Here is a 24705-nt window from a genome sequence, read left to right as displayed (position 1 = left end):
CAGGACCGCGAATGGGACGCGGAGCGGTCCCCACGCCTCGATAAGATCTTCGAGTTGCCGCGACGGCGGAGGGGGCGAAGATGGAGCACCCGCGTGCGTAATCGGCGACGCGGCGGCCCGTCCGACGGCGTCCGAGCTGCTGCCGGCCCTCCCTCGGGCCTCGTCCGCGCCGTCAGCGACGGTGCGGACTTCTCGGCCCGTCCGCCTCGCCCCCCCCGACCGCAGCCAGGAGCTACTGACCATGCTCGCGCCTTTGACCCACGACGACCCGGGCGAGATCGGCGGCTTCCGGCTCCTCGCCCGCCTCGGTCACGGCGGCATGGGCACCGTCTACCTTGCGCGCACCGCCGAGGGGCGCACGGTCGCGCTCAAGACGATGCATGCCTCGATCGCCGCCGATCCGGCCGCCCGCACCCGATTCCGCCTGGAGACGGACGCCGCGCGCATCATCGGCGACCACCACGGCGCCGCCGTCGTCGACGCCGATCCCGCGGCCGAAACCCCCTGGCTCGCCACCGAGTATGTTCTGGGCCCGCCCCTCGACGACGCCGTCGAACTGTGCGGCCCACTCCCCGAGACCACAGTCCGGGCCCTGGGCGCGGCCCTCTTCGGAGCGCTCTCCCAGCTCCACGCGTCCGAGGTCGTCCACCGTGACCTCAAGCCGTCGAACATCATGGTCACCGCCTACGGGCCCAAGATCATCGACTTCGGCATCGCCCGCGCCGCCGGCGACGACCGCCTCACCCGCACCGGCACCGCCGCGGGCACCCCCGCCTACATGTCGCCGGAGCAGGCCACCGGCCAGGAGCACACTCCCGCCGGCGACGTCTTCGCCCTGGCCGGCGTTCTCGTCTTCGCCGCAACCGGACACGGTCCTTTCGGCGGCGGCCAAGCTGCCGACCTTCTCTACCGCGTCCGGTACGCCGACCCCGACCTGTCGGGAGTGCCGACGGGGATCGTGCCGTTCCTGAGCCGTTGCCTCGACAAGGATCCGGCCAGGCGGCCGAGGACCGACGAAGCAATCAGTCAACTTCACTCCGGGCACGGGCACTTCGCCGACCACCTTCCCGACGCGCTACTCGCCGACATCGCCCGCCGTGCCACCGCTGTCTGGCAACCCCACCCGCAGCGACTCTCCCCGCCCTCCGGCCACACCACCGAGACCTCCTCTTCCACTGGACCTCGCACCTACAGCAGGCGTGGCCTGCTCACCATCGGAGGCGCGAGTCTTGCCGGTGCCGCGGCGGTCGGCGCAGGCATCTGGGCGTGGGCGAACGCTGGAGGCGCCGGCGACCGCGCGGACGGCAAGAGCAAGTCACCCGCCCCGGTGGCCGCGAAGGGCGACTGGCTGTGGGAGCTTCCGCTGCGCCTCGAGGGCGCTTCGCTGGCCCCGCCGGTGCCGCTCAATTTCGGCCCGATGCTCGCCATCGCCGACGACGACGGGGTGCGGACCATCGACATCAACACAGGCAGCGTCGACAATCCCTCGCTACTGAAGGGTCCGGCACACCGGTGCACTCACGACGGGGACACGGCCCGCGTGTACGCCTCAGAAGTTGTACACGCTGGCAACCACCCGCTCACCATCTCGTCGATCAACTTCGGCCGGAGTCCGAATCCGTTCACCGCCGAGCTGAAGGAGTACAACGGAGCCCTGCCCGCCACGCAACTCCTGAGCGCCTACGCCGAAGTAGTCTTTGTCGCGGCAGGGCAGGGCGAGCATTCCGGTACCGGAATCGGCTACGGCGATTCCCAAGAGTGGCATCTGATAGCTGTCGACGCGCGCACCGCCAAGGTGTTGTGGCGGCATCTCCTTCCCTCTCGGCCGGCAGCATCGGACCGGTTGCACTTCCTGGCTGCGCGCGCCGTCAAGGACCATCTGGTCGTGTTGCAGGAAATGTCCGACGGCACAGTCTTCCTGGCTGTCCACGACTCGCGTCGAGGAAGGGAGTTGTGGCGGCAAGAACTTGACGTGCCGGAACCTGAGGCGATCCGTGGAGTCCTCGAGGCCAACGACTGGTACGTCTTCCCCCCATCGGGCCCTCTTCGCGCTCTCGCGCTCAAGGACGGCAAGGAGGCTTGGTCCTTCGGACCGGGACGTGCGAAAGCACGCACAGGGCCGCCCGTTATAGGTTCGCTTGAATTGTTCGCTGTCGAAGAGGGGTTTGGCCTTATCGCCATCGATTGGGTTACGGGCGAACTGGTGCGGCGGGCTCCCGACCGCAACGGTGCCGACCTCGATGTGACGCTGCCACCCGCCCCCGGCGTTGGCAAAGTCTACTCGTACAGCAGTAAATCCGGCTTGCTGCGCTCATACTCCGTGAAAACCGGCGAGACCGTCACGGCCCGCAAGGCCCGGGGAGATTTGTTTCATGGCTTCCACGGCATCCCAGCAGCAATCGTCGCCATCGGCGGGGACTACCTCGCCGCCTATCCATACGACTGACCAATCTCACAGAAGGCAGCCTCGTGCAACCACTCGGCACCGGCGACTCCCTCCGGATCGGACCATACCGGCTCTTCGGCGTTCTCGGGCAGGGCGGAATGGGCAAGGTCTACTTCGGCCAGGACTCCTCCGGCAGGAGGGCCGCAGTGAAGGTACTCCGCCCCGAACTGGCCCACGACCAAAGCCTGGCGCAGCGCTTCGTCCGCGAGGCGCAGATGGCGCAATCCGTCACCAGCGCCGGTGTGGCGCGGGTGCTCGGCACACACACCGACAGCGGGCGGCCGTGGATCGCCACCGAGTTCCTGGCCGGTCCGACGCTGGACGATGCCATCCGCAATCACGGACCACTCGACGAGCCGACACTGCGTGCCATGGCCTCCTCGCTGGCCCGGACACTGGCTGAAATCCATGCGGCCGGGCTGATCCACCGCGACCTCAAGCCGGCCAACATCGTTCTCACCTCGGCCGGACCGCGCATCATCGACTTCGGCATCGCCCGGCCGGAACACGGGCTCACTCTCACGACGACTGGCCAGGTCCCCGTCACCCCCGGCTTCGGTGCTCCCGAGCAGGTGCTGGGGCAGCGCGTCGGGCCGGCAGCGGACATGTTCTCGCTGGGAGCCGTGCTGTTCTACGCGATCACCGGCGCCCAGGCGTTCACCGGAACCCACGTCGCTGCGGTGCAGTACGAGGTCGTGCACGGAGAACCCAGCTTAAACCGGGTTCCGCCGCTTCTCTCGCCGCTCATCGGCCCATGCCTCGCCAAGGAGCCGGCACACCGGCCGACTCCCGATCAGTTGGCTGCGGTGCTCACCGCTGCCCGCGGCATGGAACGGGTCTGGCGCCTCGGACCGCTGGCGGCGGACATCAAGGAGCGGGAACGCACCATCCACCACCTGACCACGGTGGTCGCTGCCTCCGGTTCCGGTGGAATGTCACGACGGCGCCTGCTCTCCGCACTCGCGGCGGGGAGCGCAGTGCTCGCCGCAGGGGTCGGGGCCACAGCCTGGTGGGTGGGCCGTCAAGGCAACTCGGGCCCCTACTCCCTGCCGCCGGCAGCGGACACCCCGGCGGCCGATCCGACCGCAGCGACGGCAGAGGAGCCCAAGCCGCTGTGGGGCCCTGTGCAACTACTCGACAAGACGACGGGCGGACTTGTACCTGTACGCGATGTCGTGCTCGCCATCGGCGTACCGGAGGGTGGACTGGCTGCCCACGACGTCGTCGATGGCAAGCGCCGCTGGCACGCCTCCGGTCCGGTAGCGGCCGCCGGCATCGTCACCCTGTCGGACGCTCTCGTCGCGGCCGTGGACCAGAAGGGCGATGTAGTGACGTTCGTCGCCGCGTCGGGCGAGGCTCGGTGGTCCGTCGCCGTAGACGCGAAGTACGTCCTCGCCGCCGACGACTCGGCCTTGTACGTCATCACGACGAACGACCGGCTCCGCAGCATCAGCCGTTCCGACGGGAGCATATTCTGGACCGTCCGCCCCAGGGTCCTGCTGGATGCCGAGACCCGTCCGCGGAGCGTCGCCGGGGGCGGCCGACTATTGATCGCGACGGCCAAGGGCCGCGTCATGGCCGTCGACACTGTCGACGGCCATGAGGTGTGGAACATCGACGACCAGTCCCCCATGGGGCGGGCAGGCCTCGCCCCAGTGCTGCACAAGGACACGATCCTGATCAACGGTGCCACGCTGACCGTTCGCAACCTGACGGACGGCGCCGAACGGTGGGCAAAGACCGACACTGTCGACGGCAAAGTGCAGGCCTCGGGCCCTCCTCTCGTCCAGGACGACATCGCGTACTGCGCACGGGGCTCGTACATACTGGCCTTCGACGTCACGGACGGCACAGAAGTCTGGAGATCACCAAGGGGCTCCTACATGGACAGCTCCGTGGCTGTACAGAGCGACGCCGTGTCCGTCATCAGCCCCGGCGCAGACGGTGGGGAGGGCTGGGAGATCCATGCGATGTCGCGTACGGCCGACAAGCACGTCTGGAGCCGCCCGCTGCCGACCGACGCCGGCTCCTACTGGGTGCACGGGGACGGCAACCGCTTCTTCGTGAGGGCGGGGGCGGAGGTGGTGGCTCTGCCGGTGTTCGAGTGAGCGATGCCCTGACGGCATAACGTCGTCGTTTGGTCTGTCACCGGCAGAATCCCATCTCGTGGCCAGCGCCACGCCTTCCTGCGAGGCGGGGCCTGGTCGATACAGCAAAGGGGTGGGCACCCCTTGCGCATGCCCACCCCTTGTGTTTGCTCGCGGCGTTCAGTCGCCTAGAGGAAGTAGCTGGCGGCCTTCTTGTCGCCACCCATGTAGTCGCCGCCCGCGTTGCGGACGATCCGACCGATCCCGTCGAGGGCATCGTGGATGATCCTGGCCTGCTGGTCCCACTTCCCCTGCTCCTGGACGTAGGCAGCGTGTGCCTCGCCCTCCCAGCCGGCGGCGACGCTGGCCATGGCCGCCTTGATGGCCGCCAGGTCCTCTTCGAGCTTCTTGGCCTGGTTACCGAGCACAGTCGCCGTCGCGTCGAGAGCTCCGTACTTGACGACGAGCTCGTCGTACGAGTTCATGCCCATGTTTTCCTCATCTCACCTTTGTAGTCATGCGGCCGTTGCTTGCCGAAGCATGTCAGCCAGTTGCGTTAGAGGCCGCTGAGGTTCGACTTCGCCGTCGTACCCACACCGAGGTCAACGTTGATGCTCTGCACGGCGGCACGGATGTCGTCCTCCGTACCGTCCTTGATCTTCCTCGACTGGCTCGTCGCCTCGAGGAACTTCGCAAGGATGTTGCCGAGCCCCACCATGGCCTCGTTGATGTCCCCTTGCTTCTTGTTGAAGGCTCCGGCGCCGATGCCCTTCCACTGGCCCTCAAGGCTGTCGATCGTGCCCTGAATCTGCTGGAGCTGACCCTTGAGAGAGTTGAACTTCTCGAAGAGCTCCCTCTGGAGCCGGCCTACTTGCTCGTCTGAAAGCCGCTGGCCCTGTGACACAGTTGCGTTTCCCTTCTGAATTGCCGTGGTGACCGGCTGGGTTGTGCGCCACCCGGTGTTGCGGGGTGGCAGCGGACGTGAGGCGAAGGTCTGTTGGTCAGGTCAGCCGCTTCGACGCTTCCGGAGGACGGCGAACACGACTCCTGCAAGGACGACGGCCGCTGCGGCCCCACCGATGACAAGACCCAGTTGGCTGCCGTTCTCGGTCTCCGTACCGGAGCCTGCCACGGCGGCCTCGGCTCCGGGCTTGCCCTCGGGAGCTTGTGACGAGGCTGGTGCAGAGGGCTTCGAGGAAGCGGCCGAGGCCGAGTCGGAAGACCCGCTACCGGTCGGCTTGTTGGTCAGCGGGCTGATATTTGGGTCGCCTGGCTTGCCGAGGCCCCGGTTGATGTGGGCACCGGGGCGGACAATGCCGTGACCGAGGTAGGTGCTGACCGTGTCTTCCTTCCAGTCCCCGCCACGACCGGCGGACTCGAACATGACACGGAGCACCTGATTCGCGGTCCAGTCCGGATGGGCGGACCAGATCAAAGCGGCGGAAGCGGAGGCGATGGCGGTGGCGGCGCTGGTGCCATTGCCGTCGCAATAGCTCGACAAAGTCTCGTCGCAATAGAACGGAATGTCGCTGCCAGGTGCGGCGATGTCGACGTAATCACCATGCTGGGAGTATTTACCGACACGGCCGTCCCGGCTGGTGGCGGCGACACCGATCGCGGCTACGTAACTGCCCGGATACTGCGGCTTATTGCCCTCGTCACCACTGTTTCCTGTACCGGCGAAGAGTAGCTTGCCCTTCTCCTGGGCGTACTCCACCGCTTTGCGGACCTCCGTGCTGTAGAACTCACTGCCGAACGAGATATTGATGATCTGCGCTTCACTGTCAGCAGCGCCTCTGATCGCCTCCCGCATATCAAAGGCATTCACCTTGTTCTCGTTCTGGAAGTCCGTGTCACTGATTCGGTACGGAATGATCTTGGCTTCGGGTGCGAGTCCCCGGAGACCACCATTGGCACCGGTACCGGCGATCAGCTCGGCCATGGTCGTTCCATGCCCGGTGTAGTCGTCCGTCTCGTCTCCCTCAGCCTCCGCTGAATCCACTCCCTTCAGGACCTGACCCTTCAGCGACGGAGTGTCGGGATTGACGCCAGTGTCGATGACGGCGACCTTGATGCCCTTGCCCGTTGCAGACGTCCAAATCTTCTCGGCGTCCATGGCGTCCAGGTACCACTGTCGCGACCGCACGTCCTGTGCCGCTGCGGCTGGGGCGAGACCGGCGATAGCGACACCCCACACGCCAACCACAGCCATCGTACCCAGCAGTCGGCGTCGCAGGACGTGTGACCTGTTACGTCCGCTCAATTGTGCCGTCATCCTGACTTCCGAACCTTCCGTATGCCTAGTCGATGACCGGGGGTGCGGGCTCGCGTCGCCTGGCGGCCCATGTCTCTTCGTCTTCCGCCAGGTGATCCGGCCGCGCTGACGCCCTGCGTTCCTGCTCATCGTCACCAGCCGGCCGCCGACTACGACGACCACCAACAACGGCCGCGCCTCCGGTCGTGTACCCACCGACTCCCGGTCGGCCCTGTCCAGCATTGCGAGGAGTGCCGACAACACCGTTGGCACCGGCCGGGCCGCGCCCGGTGGTGCGCTGAGCTCCGCTCCCCGGGTTCGCCCCGATGACGCCGGCCTGACCGGGCCGCGATGCCGGAGAACGACCGGGAGCCGTTCCTTCACCGCCGACGACCGTGCCCCTCGGTATGCGGGCCCCAGCAGGTCCTGCGGTGGTGCGCTGCGGAGTGCCTCCCACGATGGCGTCGCTGCGGCCACCTCGCACGCCGGTGGAGGGAGCGCTGGTGGCGCGCCCCGCCATGGGCTGGTTTGTGGTAGCGGCCCGGCCTGTCATGGGCTGCTGTCCCGTGGGCTGCCCGCCTCGACCTGGCTGGCCGCCGCCGCCCGGCCCCGTGGCGGTCGGTCGTCCCACAGGGCTGTTCGTGCGACCCTCGCCCGTGCCGCCGCCGCTGACACGCGGCCCGCCAGTCGGACCAGTGGGGCGGCCCGTTGCAGGGCCGGGAGTGCCGGTTGTCAGCGGGCGTCCTGCCTTGTCGACCCCCGGCCCTCCCGTCGCCCTGGCGACCGGGGGGCCGCCGGTGCGACTGGTGGAGTTGCGTATGGGTCCGGTTGGGCCCGGCATCGGCGGTAGCGGACCGTTCTGGCTGGTCGGGGGGCTGGTGACCGGGGAGGTAGACGGGGTGTTCGGTGTGGTGGTCGGGGCTGGCGGAGCCGTGACGGTGTCGATTTGCATCGACGTGTCCGATGGGGTGCCCGAAGTCACCGGCCTCAGTTCCTTGGCGGGCGACGCAGGGTCGTACCCCTGGAGCTCCGCCTCGGTGCCGACCGGCTGGGAAGTGGACCGCACGGACTCGGACCGGGCCGTACCTGTGCCGGAGGTTCCGCCGTCTTGGATCCCGCCACTCGGCGCCGGCACCGCAACGTCCAGCCGCTTCGGCGGCTTCGGCATCTCCTCGCTGGCCAGACTCGCGTGGGACACGGTGTAGTACGACGCCAGGCGGTTCATGAGGTTGATGGCCTCCTGGCGGTCCTTCTCTGCCTTGACAGCCTTCTGGTACTCCGGGTTGTCCGGCGTCTTGTCCTTCTCCGGGAAGGCCTCGGGCTTCCTCGGGTCGGCTCTGTCGTCACGCGGCGGCTTGGAGTTGCGCACGGAGGCCAGGCCCGTGCTGGCGACCTTCATCTGGGCGCCGACGGCGTTCGCGTACCTTCCGACATCCCAGGCGTAGGTGACGAGCGACTGGCCGTACGACTCGAAGGCCAGGGCCGCTTCGCCCTTCCAGTCCGTGGAAGTGACGAAGTCGCTGAGTTCCTTGGCCGCCTTGTTGAGGGCAGTTTTCGCCTTCTCCAGCGTGTCTCCGGCGTTCTCCAGGTCAGCCGGGTTGGCGCTGTCCAGCAGGTCAAGCATCTCGTTGAGCTTCCGGTCCTCGAAGTTCGAGGTGCCGAGGTAGTTCGTGCTGACATTCAGCCCGAAGGGCAATATGTCGTTCAGCCAGTACATCATGTCCGTACCGGCGTACTGCTGCTTGATCTCGCTGACGTCCTGCTGCTGTTCCGCCCGCTCCTGCTGCTGAAGCTGCTCCGGGGTCAGCTCCGGCGTCGGCTGCTTCTCATCGCTCATCGCTGATCACCCAAGGTCCGTCGTGCCGGTCCGGAAGTCGTTCGTCTCCCGCTCCTGCGCCTGTCCGTCGCGTTCCTTGTCCAGCCGGGCCTTGATCGTATGGAACTTCAGGCGGAGGTCTTCCTCGAGGTTGTCGAAGCCGACGTCCGCCCCACGGACGGCGATACGCAGCAGCTCGATCTCGTCACTCAGCTGCTTGGACAGCGACAGCACCGCCTGGTGCACGCGCTGGTACTGATCGAAGAAACCGTCGGCTTCTGCGAACGAACTACCGGTCCCGAACGACGCCCGCGTGACGGTGGCTTCCGCAACCTTGGTGCCGCTCGCGTCACCGCCCTCGAGGTCGTTGAGGAGTCCGAGCACCTTCTTCTGGAAATCCTGAAGCGCCCCCAGCCCGCGTTCGAGGTCACCTGCCCCGCCCCCACCAACTGCCTCGAGCACGATGCCCGTTCCTCCCCGTTTGCTCCACCTGGTTACGCATTGCGATCGTGGTGACTCGCCGTCCTGGCGATTGCGTTGCAACCACCTTAGCCACTGGCTATGACAGCCCCAAGTGCCTTACCCCTGCGACGTTTCCTGGGTGAGACGTCGCTCTCCCGCTGTGCGGTTGCAACCGGCATGCATCGTTCCTGTCACGGTGTTCCGCCCGCGGCCGCCCGCCTCGATCGGCGACGTGAGTCGCGCAGGGCCACCGCGCCGCCGGTGATCGCCGCCACCAGGACGCCGCCGCCGACGATCACGTACGTCGCGAGGCGGGCGTTGCGTTCCTCCGGGGTCTCGCCCAGGTGGAGCTTGGCCGGGGTGGGTGCCTCGACGTTGGTCACGCCGCCGCCCGCGACCGGCTTGTCGATGGGTTCGTCGTCCTCGGTCAGCGCGCGTACGGGGTCGACGACGCCCCAGCCCACGAGCCGGTCGTGGCCCGCGGTGGAGCGCTCCGCCGTCTGCTGGAGCTGGGCGACGATCTGCTCCTGCTCCCAGCCCTTGTGTTTGCTCTTGACCAGGGCGGCGACGGCCGCGACGTAGGGAGCGGAGAAGCTCGTGCCGTTGTCGGCGCAGTGTCCGCCGCCGGGCACGGTTGTGATGATGTCCACACCTGGTGCGGCGATGCCGACGAAGTCTCCGGACTGGGAGAAGGCGGCGCGTTCGTTGTTGCGATCGGACGAGGCGACGGCGAGTACGCCGTCGTACGACGCCGGATAGGTCTTCTTGACGTTGCCGCCGAGGCCGTCGTTGCCGGCCGAGGCGACGACCACTATCTCCTCGGCGAGTGCCCGGTCGACGGCCTGCTTGAGCAGAGGTGTCGGCTCGACGGCGTTGGCCGTGTCCTGGGAGATGTTGATGACGTCGGCGTTCTCGTCCACCGCGTGGTCGATGGCCCGGGCGAGGGTCTCGGTGTTGCCGTGGCCCTCGGCGTCGTTCTGCTGGATCGGGATGATCGTGGCGTCGGGAGCGAGACCAACGAAGCCGGTGCCCTTCGCCGGCCGGGCGGCGATGATGCCGGCGACCTTGGTGCCGTGGCCGACGGTGTCCGTGGTGCCGTCCTCCTTGCCACGCTCGATCTTGTTGCCGTTCTCGTCCTTCAGGTTCTCGGGCAGGAGGTTCACGGCGGCCTTGACGTCTACTGCGGCGCGGAGCTGCGGGTGTTTGACGTCGACCCCGGTGTCGATGACGGCGACCCGGACGCCCTTGCCCGTGGACTGCTTCCACAGCTCGTCGAGGAGGACGCGCTGCAGCGCCCAGGGCCGGCCCTCGTATTTCTCTCCGGGATACGTGCACTGACCGGGCGAATCGGCCACGGCAGGTGCGCTCGGCAGGCCGATGAGGGTGATCGCCGTGGCGGCCGCGGCCGCGACCAGGCGCCTTTTGGTGAACGTCACGTCTGCCTCAGTCCTCACGAGCTCAGTCCTCACGAGCTGTCCTCACGAGCCCTGCGGCTGGCGGGCGGCGCCGGTCGACAGGCGGGGGCCGGTCGGCAGGAAGGACGACCAGGCCGCGGGGACGGGGACCGGGTCCACGCCCTTGTAGCCCAGCCTGCTCTGCGCCTGCTGTGCCTCCTGGAGCCGCTGCTGCCTCTCCTCCTTGGAACCGGAGGAACCGATGCCGGAGTCGTCGGTCACGGTGTCGCCGTTGGACTGCATCGCGTAGCGCAGCCCTGTGTCGGTGACCAGGAAGAGGAAACCGGTGTCGGTGGTGGAACCCTTGAACTGCCTGAAGAGCTGACCCGACCCGGGGGTGACATAGGCACTGCTGGAGCCCGTAGGGAGAGTGGCCGGGAAGCTGGTCCCGGCCCACGTGCTGAGCGTGGTGGCGCCGTTGTCGTCGTCCACCTCGCGCAGGACGTTGCACACGGTGTTACGGCTGCCCTCTGCGGTACTGGCCGAGTTCACGGGTTCCGGGGCGAGTTGTGGCCACTTCTTGTCCTGTCCGAAGGCCTTTCCCGGCTGGAAGGCAGCGGCGCTCACCGACTTCGCCCGGCCGGCCTGGCCGAGGTCGATGAGGTCCTTGCTGTTGAGCAGCAGTTTCGCGGTCAGGTCGGAGACCGGGGCGACCCGGCCGGGCAGTACGACGTACTGCTGGTTCCTGGTGCCGTCGGTGGCGGTGAGGACCATGCCGACCCGGTTCGCGTCGGGTGCGAGGTCGCCCGGGGCACCGGCGGCCTCTCCGGGCACTCCGGGGATCTCCGGGAAGGTGATCCTGTCGCCCTTGTGCAGGGTGTCCAGCCACGCCCTGGAGACCCGCTGGGGTACGCGGCCCTGGCCGACCAGTTGGCGCAGGAGCAGTTCGTCGTCCGCGACGGGGTAGGCGGTGCCGGCGGCATCGATCACGTAGCGGACCTTGTCCGGGCCCTCGGCGTAGATCAGCTCGCCGCCGCTCAGGCGGTTGGTCCCCTCGGTCTTGTTCTGCTCGCGCTCGGCGAAGACGAACGCCGCTTTCTGGATGGCCCGGCCGCCCTCGCCCGGCCGCTCGCACACCGCCCAACGCTTCGCGGCGCCCGCCTGCTTCGCGTCGGGGAGCCGGTCGGGCGCATACGGAATGCCGAGGGTGGCGCCGTGGGGGATCTTGCCGCTGTCGAGCACCGACTCGTCGACGTTGATGACCTTGCCCTTGTCGGGGTTGAGCAGGAGCTTGGCCGAGGACATGTTCAGCACCGGATGGAGCTGCGTCTTGCCATCCGTCTTCAGGACCACGTAACGGGTGGTGGACTTGCTGGCGATGATGACGTTCTCGCCGGGCGCGTTCCAGTCCTTCGGTGCGACGGGCTTGAACATTCCCCACGCACCGAATACCGCCAGAATCACGACGCCCACGATGACGCCCGGGACCACGGCACGCAGCGGGCGGGGGGCACTCTCCTCGGAACCGGTCGCATTCGGCTGGAGGAACTGCGCGATCAGCCTTCGCTTCGCGAAGGTGTAGGCGTTGAGTTCGTCCCGTCGTGATGCCATCTGTCCGCTGTCCCTCTCCCCGCTGGGCGACCAGGTTCCCACACTCATCGAGACGGCCTGCCGTCGTACCGAGCCCCTACTATGCCTGCTGGCGCTTGCGCCCCACTGCTCAGGTAGGGTGATCGCCCGGTCAACGTCCATTGGATTTCTGGTAATTACGGACACGAGGGGGCAACGCGGTGATGAGTACCGCGACTCGCACGCGAACTGGGCGGACTCCCGCTCAAGCCCCTGGCAATTCCCGACGGCAACGCCGCAACGCAGCCCCGTCGGCTGCGCCGCAGTCCGTCCCGGCGTCGACCACTCTGCGCACCCTTTCCCGTACGAGCCGGGTGGGACCCGTCGAGTTGCGGCAGCTGGTGCTCGTCGAGGGCGGGCTCGCGCTGGCGGCCGTGGGAGTCGCGCTCGGCGGTCTCTGGCTGATCCCCACCTGCTCCGTCGGCTCCGTGCTGGTACTGCTGGCGGTGATACGCCGCCGCGGTCATGCCCTGCCGGACTGGCTCGCCACAGTTGTGGCACTGCGATCACGCAGGCGCGCCTCCGCGCCCTCCGCAGCAGATGTGGACGCCTCGCTCGCGCCCGTCGTGGAGGCAGTGCCCGGGATCCGGCCCTTCCCCTATGTCGACCGCGAGCGCCGCACCGTAGGAATGCTCGGCGACGGCACGTTCCTGACCGCGGTGGTGCGTGTGGAGGCGAGCGGGGCCGCACTGCGCCCTGCCTCCGGAGCCCGCGCGCTGTCCCTGTCCCTGCTCGGTGACGCCCTGGAAGTGGACGACATCGTCCTGGAGTCGGCGCAGCTGGTCCAGCAGGTGCGTTCGGCCCCCGCGCCGCATCTGCCGCAGCAGGCGGTGGCCCGGCTGTCCTACGCCCCGCTCCAGGAGCGGACCGGTGCGCCCGCGCTGAGGATGACGTGGGTGGCCGTCAAGCTCGATCCGGAACTCTGCCGGGAGGCAGTCGAGGCGCGTGGCGGCGGCATCGCAGGCGCCCAGCGGTGCCTGGTCCGCATGGCGGACCACGTGGCGAGCCGTATCACCGGTGCGGGATTCCAGGCCGTGGTGCTGGACCAGGAGGAGCTGAACTCCACCATGGCGACTGCCACATGCGCGAGCCCGCGGCTGTCTGCGCGTCCCGGCGGTCCGGATACGGCGCAGCAGCGGCGTACCGCGGAGACGGCGCGCGTCTGGCGGTGCGACGACCGGTGGCACACCACCTACGCGGTGGGCCGCTGGCCGGACCTGGGCCGTGGCGCGACACCGCTGCCGAAACTGGTGTCGCTGCTCACGGCGGCTCCGGCCTACGCGACGACCTTCAGTCTCACGGTGCGCCGCGGCACCCGCCAGGGAACCATCGACGTGGGTGGGCACGTGCGTGTCACGGGCGGCTCCGACACCGAACTGGTCGGCGTCCGGCGCGTGTTGGAGCAGGCCGCACGGTCGGCGAAGGTCGGACTCGTACGCCTGGACCGGGAGCAACTGCCCGGTGTGCTGGCGACGCTGCCGCTGGGAGGTGCCCGCTGATGGCCCGGTCCGCGACGAAGCGTGCGCTGCGGGGAGTTCTCGGCCCCCGTCACGCCGGTCACACCATGGCCGCTGATCACCTCGGCGCGCTTTCCCTGCCGGTCGGCGACGACGGCGTCGTGATCGGTGACGACGCGGAGGGCCGTCCGCAGATCGTGGGCTTCCACCGTTCGACTCCGTACGAGGTGCTGCTGATCGGCGGTCTCTGGACGGCCCAGGTGCTGGCGCTGCGCGCGGCGGGCACGGGCGCTCGGGTCGCCGTGGAAACCGGCCGCCCCCAGGAGTGGACCGGCCTGGCGCAGGCGGCGGGCGCCGGCCTGCAGTGCATCACGCTCCACGACGTGGGCCGTGTGCCGCCGATGGGTGCGACGGTGGGAAGTCCGGTGGTCGTCGTGAGGGACTGCGGCATGCGGCCACCGCGCGGTCGCGTCGTCTCCTCACCCTGGCAGTCCGTGCTGACGCTGCTGCCGTACCTGAGCCCGGTGGCACCCCGGCTCCTGCGCGACGCGACCATGGTCGGCATCCAGCGGGTCTCACCGCAGGAAGCCGCGCAGATCGGACGGATCCTCGGGCTGAGCAAGGGCGAGAGCGACGCTCTGCCGACTCTCGCGGACGGTGTGACCCTGTGGTGCTCGGGACGGGAACGTCACTGGGTGCTGACGAGCGGTACGGACGTGGAGACCGGTCTTCTGGGAGTTGCCCGCCGGATGGACTGACGCCCCTTGCCCGCGGCGCGGGCAAGGGCAGCCGGACCCCCGCGTCACCCCCATGGTGGACAGTCCCGCCGACGCCCGTCCCCTGTGGCTGAGCTGGCCTAGGATGCCGTGGGCGAGGGGTTGGGGCACTCGGCTGTCCACCGCCCCTTCGGCTTACGGGGCACGTTCATCTCGGCTTTTACCGAAAGGAAGTTGGACCATGGGGAGCCAGCAGGAGAAGGACGAGCTGTACGCCCTCGACATCTCCGGAGTCGAGTGGCAGGGCGCCCCCGGCACGAGCCCGGACGAGGAGCGGGTGGAGATCGCCCATCTCCCCGGTGGGGCCGTCGCCATGCGATCGTCCTTGGACCACGACACGGTGCTGCGTTACACCGAAGCCGAGTGGCGCGCTTTCGTGCTCGGCGCTCGCGACGGCGAGTTCGATCTGCGCTGAGGCGCCGACCGGTGACGCGACCCACCCTCTGCGAGGCCGGAAGCCGTTGGCCCACGGGCACGGTTTCCGGCCTCGGCGTTTCCCGGCCGGATGCCGTCGCGCGGTAGGTGGCCACCGGCGCCGAGACCGGATCGTTGGGGAGCGCCCGGCGGGCGGACCGGGCGGGACGGTTCCGTTCGGTGTGTGCCGGTTTGCCCCGCCGGACTTCTGACTCTCCGGTGTACGCGGGTCACCTGGGGGCAAGGCGTGATGTACGGGACAGCGGCCGACGGCCGGACGGGCCTGCCGTAGTGGCGTGGTCGGCGATTAGGGTGGGTCGGGGCACGGCGGAAGAACCTGCGCGCATGCCGGCCGCGTCCCAGGGGGAGAGCCGGGCCGATCCGAAGAAGGCGGTGGCCCCCACCCACGACGGCACAAGGGTGCTCGACCACACCAGGAGGCAAAGTGAACGGCGATCGGGACGACATCCACGGGGGCTGGAACATTCCCGTCGACGAGTCCGACGCGGAGCCCGCAGAGATGACGGGTGAGTTCACCATCGACTACACCCCGCCTGCCTGGTACACGCAGAACGCGGCGGGCGACACCTCCGGCGGGGGCACCGGACAGCAGGCGCCTGTGCCACCTCCGCCGCAGGGTGCGCCCGTGGCCGTGCCGGGACTTCCGGCGGGGAGCGGCTACGAGCCGAACTGGACGCCCACGCCGGCGCCGTCCGCACCGGCGCCCTCCACGCCGCAGGAACCCGCGGCCGCCGTGCCTCCGGCCGTACCGGCGCCCGCGCCCGCACCGGATGCGGAGCAGGTCCCCGGGCCGACCGCGGCTCCGGAGCCCGCGAACGCGTCCGCGGCGCCGGAGGAACCGGAGTTGTCGTGGCAGTCCTTCGGGGGCGGCGGTGACGTGGAGAGCGGCGCCACCATGCGCTTCTCCCCCGGCGCGCTGCAGCGTGAGATCGCCGAGCGGACCGCGGCCGAGGCGGGCGGGGCGGACGGCTCCACCGAAGGAACGCAGGCCCGGGGGGAGACGGATCCGGCCCCGGAGTCCCGTACGGACGCAGAGACGGAGACTCGCGGGTCCGCGGAAGGGTCGCACGACGCCGCGTCCGAGGACGGCAGCGCGGACGGTGACGGCGAGGCCGGTGACGCCGGCCGCGGCGTGGACGGCTCTGCCGACTCCGACACCTCTGACACCTCAGGTGGCTCCGGCGGCGACGCGGCACCTGGACCCGCGCCCCTCGGCACGTCCGGCGAGGCCTCGGCACACGACCGGGACACCGGCACCGACACCGGCACCGACGACAGCGCCGACGCGCCTCACCCGGGCGCCGCTGCGGGCACGGATCCCGCCGCGGACGACGAGCCCGCCGACGCCGCGGCTCCCGCCTCCGAGGACGCCCCTCACGACGTCCCGCCGGCTCCCGCGGAGCCCCAGGACTCCCCCACTGCGGGTCAGCCCTGGGCGCCGACCGCGCAGGGCAGCGGACTGCCGCCGCTCCCGCCGGAGTTCCAGCCGGCCGCTCCGACGGCCGCGCCGCAGTGGCCGGCATCCGCAGCGCCGGGTGCGGACCCCGCCGCGCAGGCACCGGGGCAGCCGGGCGGCTACGGCTTCCCCCAGCCGGGACAACAGCCCGGGCAGCCCACCGGCCCCGCCGCAACTGCGCCCGCGCCCGCGCCCCAGGGTGGTTACGGGTTCCCGCAGCAGGCCGCCCCCGGCCAGCCCCAGGGCGGCTACGGCTTCCCGCAGCAGGCCGGTCCCGCCGTACCCGGACAGCCCGTACCCGGGGCGCCGTTGCCGCCGGCCGCGCCCGTCCCCGGTGCACCCGCGCCGCAGGGTGGTTACGGCTTCCCGCAGCAGCAGGCCGGCTCCGGGCAGCAGCCCGGACAGCCCGTGCCCGGGGCGCCCGTCCCCGGCGCCGCGGCCCCGCAAGGGGGCTACGGCTTCCCGCAGCCGGGACAGCAGCCCGGACAGCCCGGCGCAGGCGCACCGCCCGCGCCGCTGCCCCCGCAGGCCGCCCAGCCGCCCCAGGGGCAGCCGCCGCAGGGCCAGCCGCCCCAGATCCCTCAACAGCAGGGCGGGCAGCAGCCGGGACAGCCCTGGCAGCCCCAGACGCCCGGTCCGCCCGTCGACCCGCGGACCGGCGGGGCCTGGCCCACGCCCGTCACGCACGACCAGCGCGAGCGTTCGGTGCCGGGCGCTCCGCTCGGCTACACGGCGGCCGTCGAGCTGTCCTCCGACCGGCTGCTGCGCAACAACAAGCAGAAGCCCAAGTCGAGCCGTAACCCCTCCGGCGCCGCCCGCTTCAAGCTCGGCGGCAAGAAGGAGGAGGCCGAGCGGCAGCGGAAGCTCGACCTGATCCGTACGCCGGTGCTGTCCTGCTACCGGATCGCGGTCATCTCCCTCAAGGGCGGTGTCGGCAAGACGACGACGACCACGGCGCTGGGCTCGACGCTGGCCACGGAGCGGCAGGACAAGATCCTGGCGATCGACGCCAACCCGGACGCCGGCACCCTGGGCCGCCGGGTGCGCCGCGAGACCGGGGCCACCATCCGTGACCTGGTCCAGGCGATCCCGTATCTCAACTCGTACATGGACATCCGCCGCTTCACCTCGCAGGCGCCCTCCGGTCTGGAGATCATCGCCAACGACGTGGACCCGGCCGTCTCGACGACGTTCAACGACGAGGACTACCGGCGCGCGATCGACGTGCTGGGCAAGCAGTACCCGATCATCCTCACCGACTCGGGCACGGGCCTGCTCTACAGCGCGATGCGCGGGGTGCTGGACCTCGCCGACCAGCTGATCATCATTTCGACGCCGTCCGTCGACGGCGCGAGCAGCGCGTCGACGACGCTGGACTGGCTGTCCGCCCACGGATACGCGGAGTTGGTGCAGCGTTCGATCACGGTCATCTCCGGTGTCCGCGAGACCGGCAAGATGATCAAGGTCGACGACATCGTGCAGCACTTCCAGACCCGCTGCCGCGGCGTGGTGGTCGTGCCGTTCGACGAGCACCTCGCGGCGGGCGCGGAGGTCGACCTCGACATGATGCGGCCCAAGACCCGTGAGGCGTACTTCAACCTCTCCGCAATGATCGCGGAGGACTTCGTGCGCGCCCAGCAGCAGCAGGGGCTCTGGACGGCGGACGGCAACCCGCCGCCGCAGGCCGCGCCGCCGATGCCGGGCCACGGTCAGGGGCCGTGGCAGGGCCAGCCACAACACGGACAGCAACAGCCCGGGCAGCCGATGCCGGGGCAGCCGTATCCGTCTCAGCCTCAGCATCCGCAACACCCTCAGCAGCCGCATCAGCCCTATCCCCCGCAGCATCCTCAGCAGCCGCCGCCCCCGTACGGCGGGCCGCAGCAGGGATACCCGCCGCAGGGATGGCAGCAGCAGCCGCCTCCCTCCCAGGCGCAGCCCCCGGCGAACCCCGCCGGTCCGCCGCCTCCGGGAGCCGGCGGACCCGATGCGCAGGGTCAGGTTCCGCCCGGTCATTTCCCGCCGGCCGGCTGGCCGCAGCAGCAGCCTCCGCAGGCGCCGCCAGCCCCTCAGCAGTAGAGCGACAGAGGTCTGAACCAATGAGGACCCGCACCGGCTCACCGGTGCGGGTCCTCGTCGCATTCCCGCAGCCCACACGGGGTTTGAGCGGCCGTTGACGCGGCATGACCACCCTGATAAACCTTCGCTTCACCAGCTGGCGAACCTGAGATCACCAACCCGCCCTCTCCGTGCGAGTAATGACGCGAGGTCACTGTCCATGGTCACAACGGCAACACCCCAGAGCACCCGGCAACGTCCCCGCTTCCGATTGGTCCTGGCCACTGGCGCCGTGGCCTCCGCACTGGTGATGGCGGGCTCCGTGGTCCCCCAGGCCCAGGCGCAGCCACAGGCGCGGGCGCAGACGGCGAAGGGAGCGGCCGCAGAGGGCGACGGCAAGCAGGTCCTGACCGTCGCCGTGTCGCAGAGCATCGACTCGCTGAGCCCGTTCCTGGCCCAGCGTCTGGTGAGCACTTCCATCCACCGTCTGGCCTACGAGTACCTCACCGCCTACGACCCCAAGGACGGCCACACGATCCCGGGTCTCGCCACCGAGTGGAAGTCGTCGCCGGACAAGCTGACGTGGACGTTCACCATCCGCGACAACTCCAAGTGGTCGGACGGCAAGCCGGCCACCGCCGAGGACGCGGCCTGGACGTTCAACAAGATGATGACCGATCCGAACGCGGCCACCGCGAACGGCAGTTTCACGGCCAACTTCGAGAAGGTCACCGCGCCGGACCCGAAGACACTGGTCATCGAGCTGAAGAAGCCTCAGGCCACGATGACGGCGCTCGACGTCCCCATCGTGCCGAAGCATGTGTGGGAGAAGGTCGGCGACTTCTCGAAGTTCAACAACGACAAGCAGTTCCCCATCGTCGGCAACGGCCCGTTCGTCATCACGGACTTCAAGGTCGACCAGTATCTGAAGCTCGAGCCGAACAAGACCTTCTGGCGCGGGGCGCCCAAGTTCGACGAGCTGGTCTTCAAGTACTACAAGGACGGTGACGCCGCGGTCGCCGCCCTGCGGAAGGGCGAGGTGTCGTTCGTCCAGGGCCTCACCCCGGCCCAGGCCGATGCCTTGAAGAACGCCGAGAACATCAAGGTCAACGACGCTCCCGGCCGCCGCTTCTTCGCACTCGCCACCAACCCGGGCGCGCAGTCCAAGGACGGCAAGAAGTTCGGCAACGGACACAAGGCGCTGCTCGACCCGGCCGTGCGCAAGGCACTGTTCCACGCCACCGACCGGGCGACGATCGTCGACAAGGTCTTCCAGGGCCACGCCGTCGAGGGCGAGGGCTACATCCCGCCGCGCTTCGAGTCGTACTTCTGGAAGCCCGAGGCGAGCCAGAAGATCGCGTACGACCCGGCGGAGGCCGCCCGGTTCCTCGACGAGGCCGGCTACAAGAAGAACGGCAGCGGCAAGCGCGTCGGCAAGGACGGCAAGCCGCTCGACTTCCGCATCCTGTGCCACGCGACCGACCCGAACGACAAGGCGATCGGCAAGTACCTCCAGGAGTGGTGGGGCGAGCTCGGCATCGGGCTGAAGGTCGAGTGCCTCGACAACGTCTCCGACCCGTGGCTCAAGGGCGACTACGACCTGGCCTTCGACGGCTGGTCCGTCAACCCGGACCCGGACTTCGTCCTGTCGATCCACACCTGCGCGGCCCTGCCCGCCACGCCCAAGGACACCGGCGCGACGGACAACTTCATCTGCGACAAGCAGTTCGACGAGCTGTACGCGAAGCAGGCCGTGGAGTACGACCCGGCCAAGCGCGCCGACCTGGTCAAGCAGATGCAGTCGCGGCTGTACGACACGGGCTACATGAATGTCCTCGCGTACCCGAACGCCGTCGAGGCGTACCGTACGGACCAGATCAAGTCCATCACGACGATGCCGGAGGCGGCCGGCAACATCTACGGTCAGGACGGCTACTGGAGCTGGTGGTCGGCCGAGCCGGCCGCGGCCGACGGCGGTTCCGACAGCGGCTCCTCCATGGGTGTGGTCGTCGGGATCGGCGCGGCCGTCGTCCTCGCCGCCGCTCTCGGGCTGTTCGTCGCGATGCGTCGCCGTTCCACCGCGGAAGACCGTGAATAGTCGATGAGCACCACAAGCACGACCGGCACGACCGCCGTGGCGCGGGCCTCCGAGGCCCGCGCCGCGGGCGGCGGCAACGTACGCGCCTATCTCCTCTATGTGGCGGGCAAGCTCGGCGGTGCGGCGGTCTCCCTGTTCGCCGTCCTCGTCACCAGCTTCTTCCTCTTCCGGATCATCCCCGGCGACCCGGTGAAGGCCATGACCCATGGCGTGCCGACGTCGGCGGAGCAGATGGCCACGCTGCGAAGGCAGTTCGGCCTCGACAAGCCGATGTGGCAGCAGTTCACGGACTACTGCGGAAGCGCCCTGACGGGCGACCTCGGCATGTCGTACCAGTTCCACGCCCCCGTCGGCGACCTGATCGCCCAGAAGGTCCCGGCGACGCTGCTGCTCACCGGGGTGGCGGTCGTCGTCTACTCGGCCATCGGGCTCTGGCTCGGCACCCGTTCGGCGTGGCGGCACGGAAGCCTGGGCGACCGGCTGAACACGGGCGTGGCCCTGACGTTGTGGTCCGTGCCGGGCTTCTGGCTCGGGCTGTTGCTCATCATCACCTTCTCCGTCGGCGTCGGTCCCGTCCCCGGGATGTTCCCGACCGGCGGCATGGAGTCGGGCAACGAGACCGGCTTCGCGTACGTGGTCGACGTGGCGCACCACATGGTGCTGCCGGTCCTCACCCTCGTCGCGGTGGGATACGCGCAGACGCTGCTGGTCATGCGTTCCTCGCTGCTCGACGAGATGGGCAGCGACTATCTGACGACGGCACGGGCGAAGGGCCTGCGTGACGACGTGGTGCGCCGCCGGCACGCCGTACCGAACGCGCTGCTGCCGACCGTCACCATGGTGTTCATCAACCTGGGCCATGTCGCCGCCGGTTCGATCCTGGTCGAGACGGTCTTCTCCTGGCCCGGCCTCGGCGGGCTGTTCTACCAGGCGCTCAGCGTGCCCGACCTGCCTCTCGTGCAGGGGCTGTTCGTGGTCTTCGCCGGTGCGATGATCATTATGAACCTCCTCGCCGACCTGCTGTATCCGCTGCTCGATCCCCGGGTGGGCCGATGACGACGACACCGACGCCGCCGACGACGAAGACGCCCGCGCCCCAGGACGGGCCCACCGCCGAGCCCGCTCGCACCGCGAGGTCCCTGGCCCGGGAGCGGCGCCGCCACTCGGTGGCCCGCTTCTGGCGCTCGTACCGCACGCACCGCGCCGGGCTGTTCGGCCTCGCGGCACTGGCGCTCATCGCACTGACGGCGCTCGCCGCGCCCCTGCTCGTCGGCAGCGACGTGCAGAGCGTCACCAACGCGCCCGGCACGGCCATGGAGAAACCGAGCAGCGAATTCTTGCTCGGCACCGACCAGTTCGGGCGCTCGCTGCTCGGGCTGCTGGTGTGGGGGGCGCGCATCTCCCTCACCGTGGGGCTGCTGGCCGCCGCACTGTCCGTGGCCATCGGCACGCTGGTCGGAATCATCGCGGGCCACTACGGCGGCTGGTTCTCCACCGTACTGATGCGGATCACCGACTGGTTCCTGGTCATGCCCTCGCTGGTGCTGGCGATCGTGCTGGCGACCGTGATGTCACGCAACATCTGGACGGTCATCCTGGCCATCGGCATCGCCAGCTGGCCCACCACCGCGCGGCTCGTACGGGCACAGACCATCGCCGTCGAGTCGCGGCCCTACATCGAGCGCGCCAAGGCCCTCGGCGGCGGACACGGCCACATCATGAAGCGCCACGTCCTGCCGAACGTGATGCCGCTGGTGCTCGCGCAGACCACGCTCGGCATCTCCAGCGCGATCCTGACGGAGGCGACGCTGGCCTTCCTCGGTCTCGGTGACCCCACCGTCGTCTCCTGGGGCGGCATGCTCCAGGACGCTCGGGAAGCGGGCGCGGTGTCCTCCGGACACTGGTCGTACCTCGCTCCGCCCGGAATCGCCATCGCGCTCGTGGCGCTCGCCTTCACCCTGTGCGGGCGGGCCATCGAGTCCGTGCTCAACCCGAAGCTGGGAGTGGCGCGTTGAGTCAGCTCGAGGTCAAGGACCTGCATGTGACCTACGGCTCCGGGACACGAGCCGTGCCCGCCGTACGCGGCGTCGACCTGTCCCTGGCCGCCGGGCAGAAGCTCGGCGTCGCCGGTGAGTCCGGCTGCGGCAAGTCGACGCTGGCCCTGGCGCTGCTGCGGCTGCTGCCCTCCTCCGCGAAGCTGACCGGCGAGATCCTGCTCGACGGCGAGGACGTCCTCACCATGAAGTGGGGGCGACTGCGAGCCGTACGGTGGGCGGGCGCGTCCATCGTCTTCCAGGGCGCGATGCACTCGCTCAACGCGGTGCACCGCGTCGGCGACCAGATCGCCGAGCCGATCCTGCTGCACCGCGGCTCCACCCCCGCGGAAGCGAAACGGCGCGTGGGCGAACTGCTGCAGCACGTGGGGCTGCCGGCGGCCCGCGCCGACGCCTACCCGCACGAACTCTCCGGCGGGCAGCGGCAGCGCGTCATGATCGCGATGGCCCTCGCCTGCGATCCGCGGCTGATCGTCGCCGACGAACCGACGACCGCGCTCGACGTGATGATCCAGGCCCAGATCCTGCGGCTGATCGAGCAGCTGGTCGCCGAGCAGGACATCAGCCTGCTGATGATCAGCCACGATCTGGGGGTGCTGGCCGACACCTGCGACCGGCTCGCGGTGATGTACGCGGGGAGGGTCGTCGAGGAGGGCCCGGCCCGCGCCGTCTACGACAGAGCCGAACACCCCTACGGGCGGGCACTGTCCGCCGCGTTCCCCCGTATCGGCGACCCGGCGTCGCGCCGGGCGCCGCGCGGCCTCCCCGGCGACCCGCCGGACCCTTCGTCGCTGCCCGGGGGCTGCACGTTCCACCCGCGCTGCCCGGTCGCGCTCGACACCTGCTCCGAGCAGGACCAGGCGCTGGTCGCCACGGGCGAGGGACATCGGGCGGCATGCGTGCTGGTGGGCGCGGCGGCAGGAACGGAGAAGCAGCTGTGACACAGGAGCCCGTCGTGACCACCACCTCTCCCCTGCTGTCCGCCGCCGGCCTCCACGTCACCTTCCCGGGACGCAGGGGCGGGGCGCCGGCACGCGCCGTGGACGGCGTCGACCTCGACATCGGTGCGGGCGAGATCGTCGCCCTCGTCGGCGAATCCGGCTGCGGCAAGACCACACTCGCGCGCTCGCTCCTCGGCCTGGTGACCCCCACCTCCGGGCAGGTCACTTTCGGCGGGCAGCCCCTCGGCCACGGCTCACGCGCGCTGAAGGCGTACCGCAAGCGGGTGCAGCTCGTGCTCCAGGACCCGAGCGGATCACTCAACCCGCGGCACACCGTGTACGACGCGGTCGCGGAGGGCCTGCGGATCCACGGTTACGCGGGTGACGAGCGGACGGCGGTCGCCGAGGCGCTGTCCCGGGCCGGTCTGCGTCCGCCCGAACGCTTCTTCCTCCGCTACCCGCACGAGCTCTCCGGCGGTCAGCGGCAGCGCGTCGTCATCGCGGGCGCGCTGGTCCTCCAGCCGGAGCTCATCGTCGCCGACGAGCCGGTGGCCTCGCTCGACGCGTCCGTACGCGGCGAGATCCTGGCACTGCTGCTGCGGCTGAGGGACGAACTGGGCCTGTCCGCGCTGGTCGTGACGCACGACCTGGGCCTGGCGTGGAACATCGCGGACCGGGTGGCGGTGATGTACCTGGGGCGGATCGTGGAGTCGGGGCCCGTGGAGGACGTCCTGACGTCGCCGCAGCACCCGTACACGCAGGCGCTGTTGTCGGTCCTGCCGGAGTCGGAAGGCACCCCGGTGGTCCTCACCGGCGAGCCGCCGGACCCGTCCCGTATCCCGGAGGGCTGCCGCTTCCACGCCCGCTGCCAGGTCCTGTCGTCGGGGCGGGCGGACGAGGCGGGCGTGGCGGACCTGTGCCGCTCCCGCGACCTGCCGGTCCTGCCGAACGCACATGCCTCGCAGGTCGCGTGCCACTGGGCGACGGCCTCCCCCTGACCCCCGGCCCCGCCCGTTGCGCGGGGCCGTTCCCCCACCCCGCCCCTTCCCGAAACCGGGGGCTCGGCCCCCGGACCCCGTTCGGGGCTCCGCCCCGTGCCCCGGTACCGCGCTTCGCGCGGTGGCCTCAAACGCCGGCCGGGGCTGATGTGCCGATGCGCGGCACATCAGCCCCGGCGGGCAATTCCAGCCTCGCCGACGATCGAGACGCGGGAGCGAAATCCAGCCTCGCCGGCGTTTGAGGCGCGGGGGTTCGGGGGCGGAGCCCCCGTCAGCACCGCGCGGGGCCGGGGCCGGGGCCGGGCGGAGCCCGCCACGCGGCGGAGCCCCGCACATCGGTACAGCGG

Annotated in this window: 18 protein-coding genes; 11 read left to right on the top strand and 7 right to left on the bottom strand. The window is 69.9% G+C overall.

Translation table 11 applies throughout. The annotated features are described in order from the left end of the window. Window positions 1-253: 253 nt before the first annotated feature. Together OGH68_RS27085 and OGH68_RS27080 are read left to right on the top strand one after the other, a co-directional pair. Window positions 254-2446 carry a protein kinase domain-containing protein gene (locus OGH68_RS27085; RefSeq protein WP_264247606.1) on the top strand — a complete coding sequence of 731 codons (2193 nt, stop codon included), beginning with the start codon at window positions 254-256 and terminating at the stop codon, window positions 2444-2446. A 23-nt stretch (window positions 2447-2469) separates the two neighbouring features. After that, window positions 2470-4554 (top strand): serine/threonine-protein kinase, encoded by a 2085-nt coding sequence (locus OGH68_RS27080; RefSeq protein ID WP_264247605.1) that lies wholly within the window; start codon window positions 2470-2472, stop codon window positions 4552-4554. Between the two features lie 167 nt (window positions 4555-4721). Here the strand turns inward: OGH68_RS27080 and OGH68_RS27075 are convergent, their stop codons facing one another. The 7 genes from OGH68_RS27075 to eccB all read right to left on the bottom strand — a co-directional run bounded on the left by OGH68_RS27075 (window position 4722) and on the right by eccB (window position 12070). Then, a complete protein-coding gene (locus tag OGH68_RS27075) occupies window positions 4722-5024 on the bottom strand; it encodes a WXG100 family type VII secretion target (protein ID WP_264247604.1) in 303 nt (100 codons plus the stop codon). Window positions 5025-5089: 65 nt separating this feature from the next. After that, complete coding sequence (locus tag OGH68_RS27070; protein WP_264247603.1) at window positions 5090-5437, bottom strand: WXG100 family type VII secretion target; 348 nt, start codon at window positions 5435-5437, stop codon at window positions 5090-5092. A gap of 102 nt (window positions 5438-5539) precedes the next feature. Further along, window positions 5540-6808, bottom strand: a complete 1269-nt coding sequence (locus tag OGH68_RS27065) for a S8 family serine peptidase (protein WP_264247602.1) — start codon at window positions 6806-6808, stop codon at window positions 5540-5542. A gap of 25 nt (window positions 6809-6833) precedes the next feature. Further along, the gene (locus tag OGH68_RS27060) at window positions 6834-8624 is read right to left on the bottom strand and encodes a hypothetical protein (RefSeq protein WP_264247601.1); all 1791 of its coding nucleotides are present in this window, start codon (window positions 8622-8624) and stop codon (window positions 6834-6836) included. 6 nt (window positions 8625-8630) lie between these two features. Then, entirely contained in the window at window positions 8631-9065 is a 435-nt protein-coding gene (locus OGH68_RS27055) for a hypothetical protein (protein WP_264247600.1), read from the bottom strand. Between the two features lie 191 nt (window positions 9066-9256). After that, window positions 9257-10519: a type VII secretion-associated serine protease mycosin gene (mycP, locus tag OGH68_RS27050; RefSeq protein ID WP_264247599.1), complete on the bottom strand. Its 1263-nt coding sequence runs from the start codon at window positions 10517-10519 to the stop codon at window positions 9257-9259. A gap of 24 nt (window positions 10520-10543) precedes the next feature. Next, on the bottom strand, window positions 10544-12070 hold the full coding sequence (eccB, locus tag OGH68_RS27045; protein WP_264247598.1) for a type VII secretion protein EccB: 1527 nt from the start codon (window positions 12068-12070) through the stop codon (window positions 10544-10546). Between the two features lie 182 nt (window positions 12071-12252). Between eccB and eccE the strand changes: the two genes are divergently transcribed. The 9 genes from eccE (at window position 12253) to OGH68_RS27000 (ending at window position 24358) form a co-directional block, all read left to right on the top strand. Then, on the top strand, window positions 12253-13587 hold the full coding sequence (gene eccE / locus OGH68_RS27040; protein ID WP_264247597.1) for a type VII secretion protein EccE: 1335 nt from the start codon (window positions 12253-12255) through the stop codon (window positions 13585-13587). Further along, a complete protein-coding gene (locus OGH68_RS27035) occupies window positions 13587-14303 on the top strand; it encodes a hypothetical protein (RefSeq protein WP_264247596.1) in 717 nt (238 codons plus the stop codon). Before eccE ends, OGH68_RS27035 begins: the two co-directional genes overlap by 1 nt. 199 nt (window positions 14304-14502) lie before the next feature. Beyond that, window positions 14503-14736 (top strand): DUF397 domain-containing protein, encoded by a 234-nt coding sequence (locus OGH68_RS27030; protein WP_264247595.1) that lies wholly within the window; start codon window positions 14503-14505, stop codon window positions 14734-14736. A gap of 444 nt (window positions 14737-15180) precedes the next feature. Continuing rightward, the gene (locus OGH68_RS27025; protein ID WP_264247594.1) at window positions 15181-18288 is read left to right on the top strand and encodes an SCO5717 family growth-regulating ATPase; all 3108 of its coding nucleotides are present in this window, start codon (window positions 15181-15183) and stop codon (window positions 18286-18288) included. Between the two features lie 199 nt (window positions 18289-18487). Further along, on the top strand, window positions 18488-20365 hold the full coding sequence (locus OGH68_RS27020; RefSeq protein WP_264247593.1) for an ABC transporter substrate-binding protein: 1878 nt from the start codon (window positions 18488-18490) through the stop codon (window positions 20363-20365). Between the two features lie 3 nt (window positions 20366-20368). Beyond that, a complete protein-coding gene (locus tag OGH68_RS27015; RefSeq protein WP_264247592.1) occupies window positions 20369-21421 on the top strand; it encodes an ABC transporter permease in 1053 nt (350 codons plus the stop codon). Next, entirely contained in the window at window positions 21418-22380 is a 963-nt protein-coding gene (locus tag OGH68_RS27010; RefSeq protein WP_264247591.1) for an ABC transporter permease, read from the top strand. Before OGH68_RS27015 ends, OGH68_RS27010 begins: the two co-directional genes overlap by 4 nt. After that, window positions 22377-23360, top strand: a complete 984-nt coding sequence (locus tag OGH68_RS27005) for an ABC transporter ATP-binding protein (RefSeq protein WP_264247590.1) — start codon at window positions 22377-22379, stop codon at window positions 23358-23360. Before OGH68_RS27010 ends, OGH68_RS27005 begins: the two co-directional genes overlap by 4 nt. After that, the gene (locus OGH68_RS27000; protein WP_264247589.1) at window positions 23315-24358 is read left to right on the top strand and encodes an ABC transporter ATP-binding protein; all 1044 of its coding nucleotides are present in this window, start codon (window positions 23315-23317) and stop codon (window positions 24356-24358) included. Before OGH68_RS27005 ends, OGH68_RS27000 begins: the two co-directional genes overlap by 46 nt. Window positions 24359-24705: the final 347 nt, after the last annotated feature.

The sequence above is a fragment of the Streptomyces peucetius genome (genome assembly GCF_025854275.1).
Taxonomy (GTDB): Bacteria; Actinomycetota; Actinomycetes; order Streptomycetales; family Streptomycetaceae; genus Streptomyces; species Streptomyces peucetius_A.
This window is presented reverse-complemented; position numbering and strand designations above follow the sequence as displayed.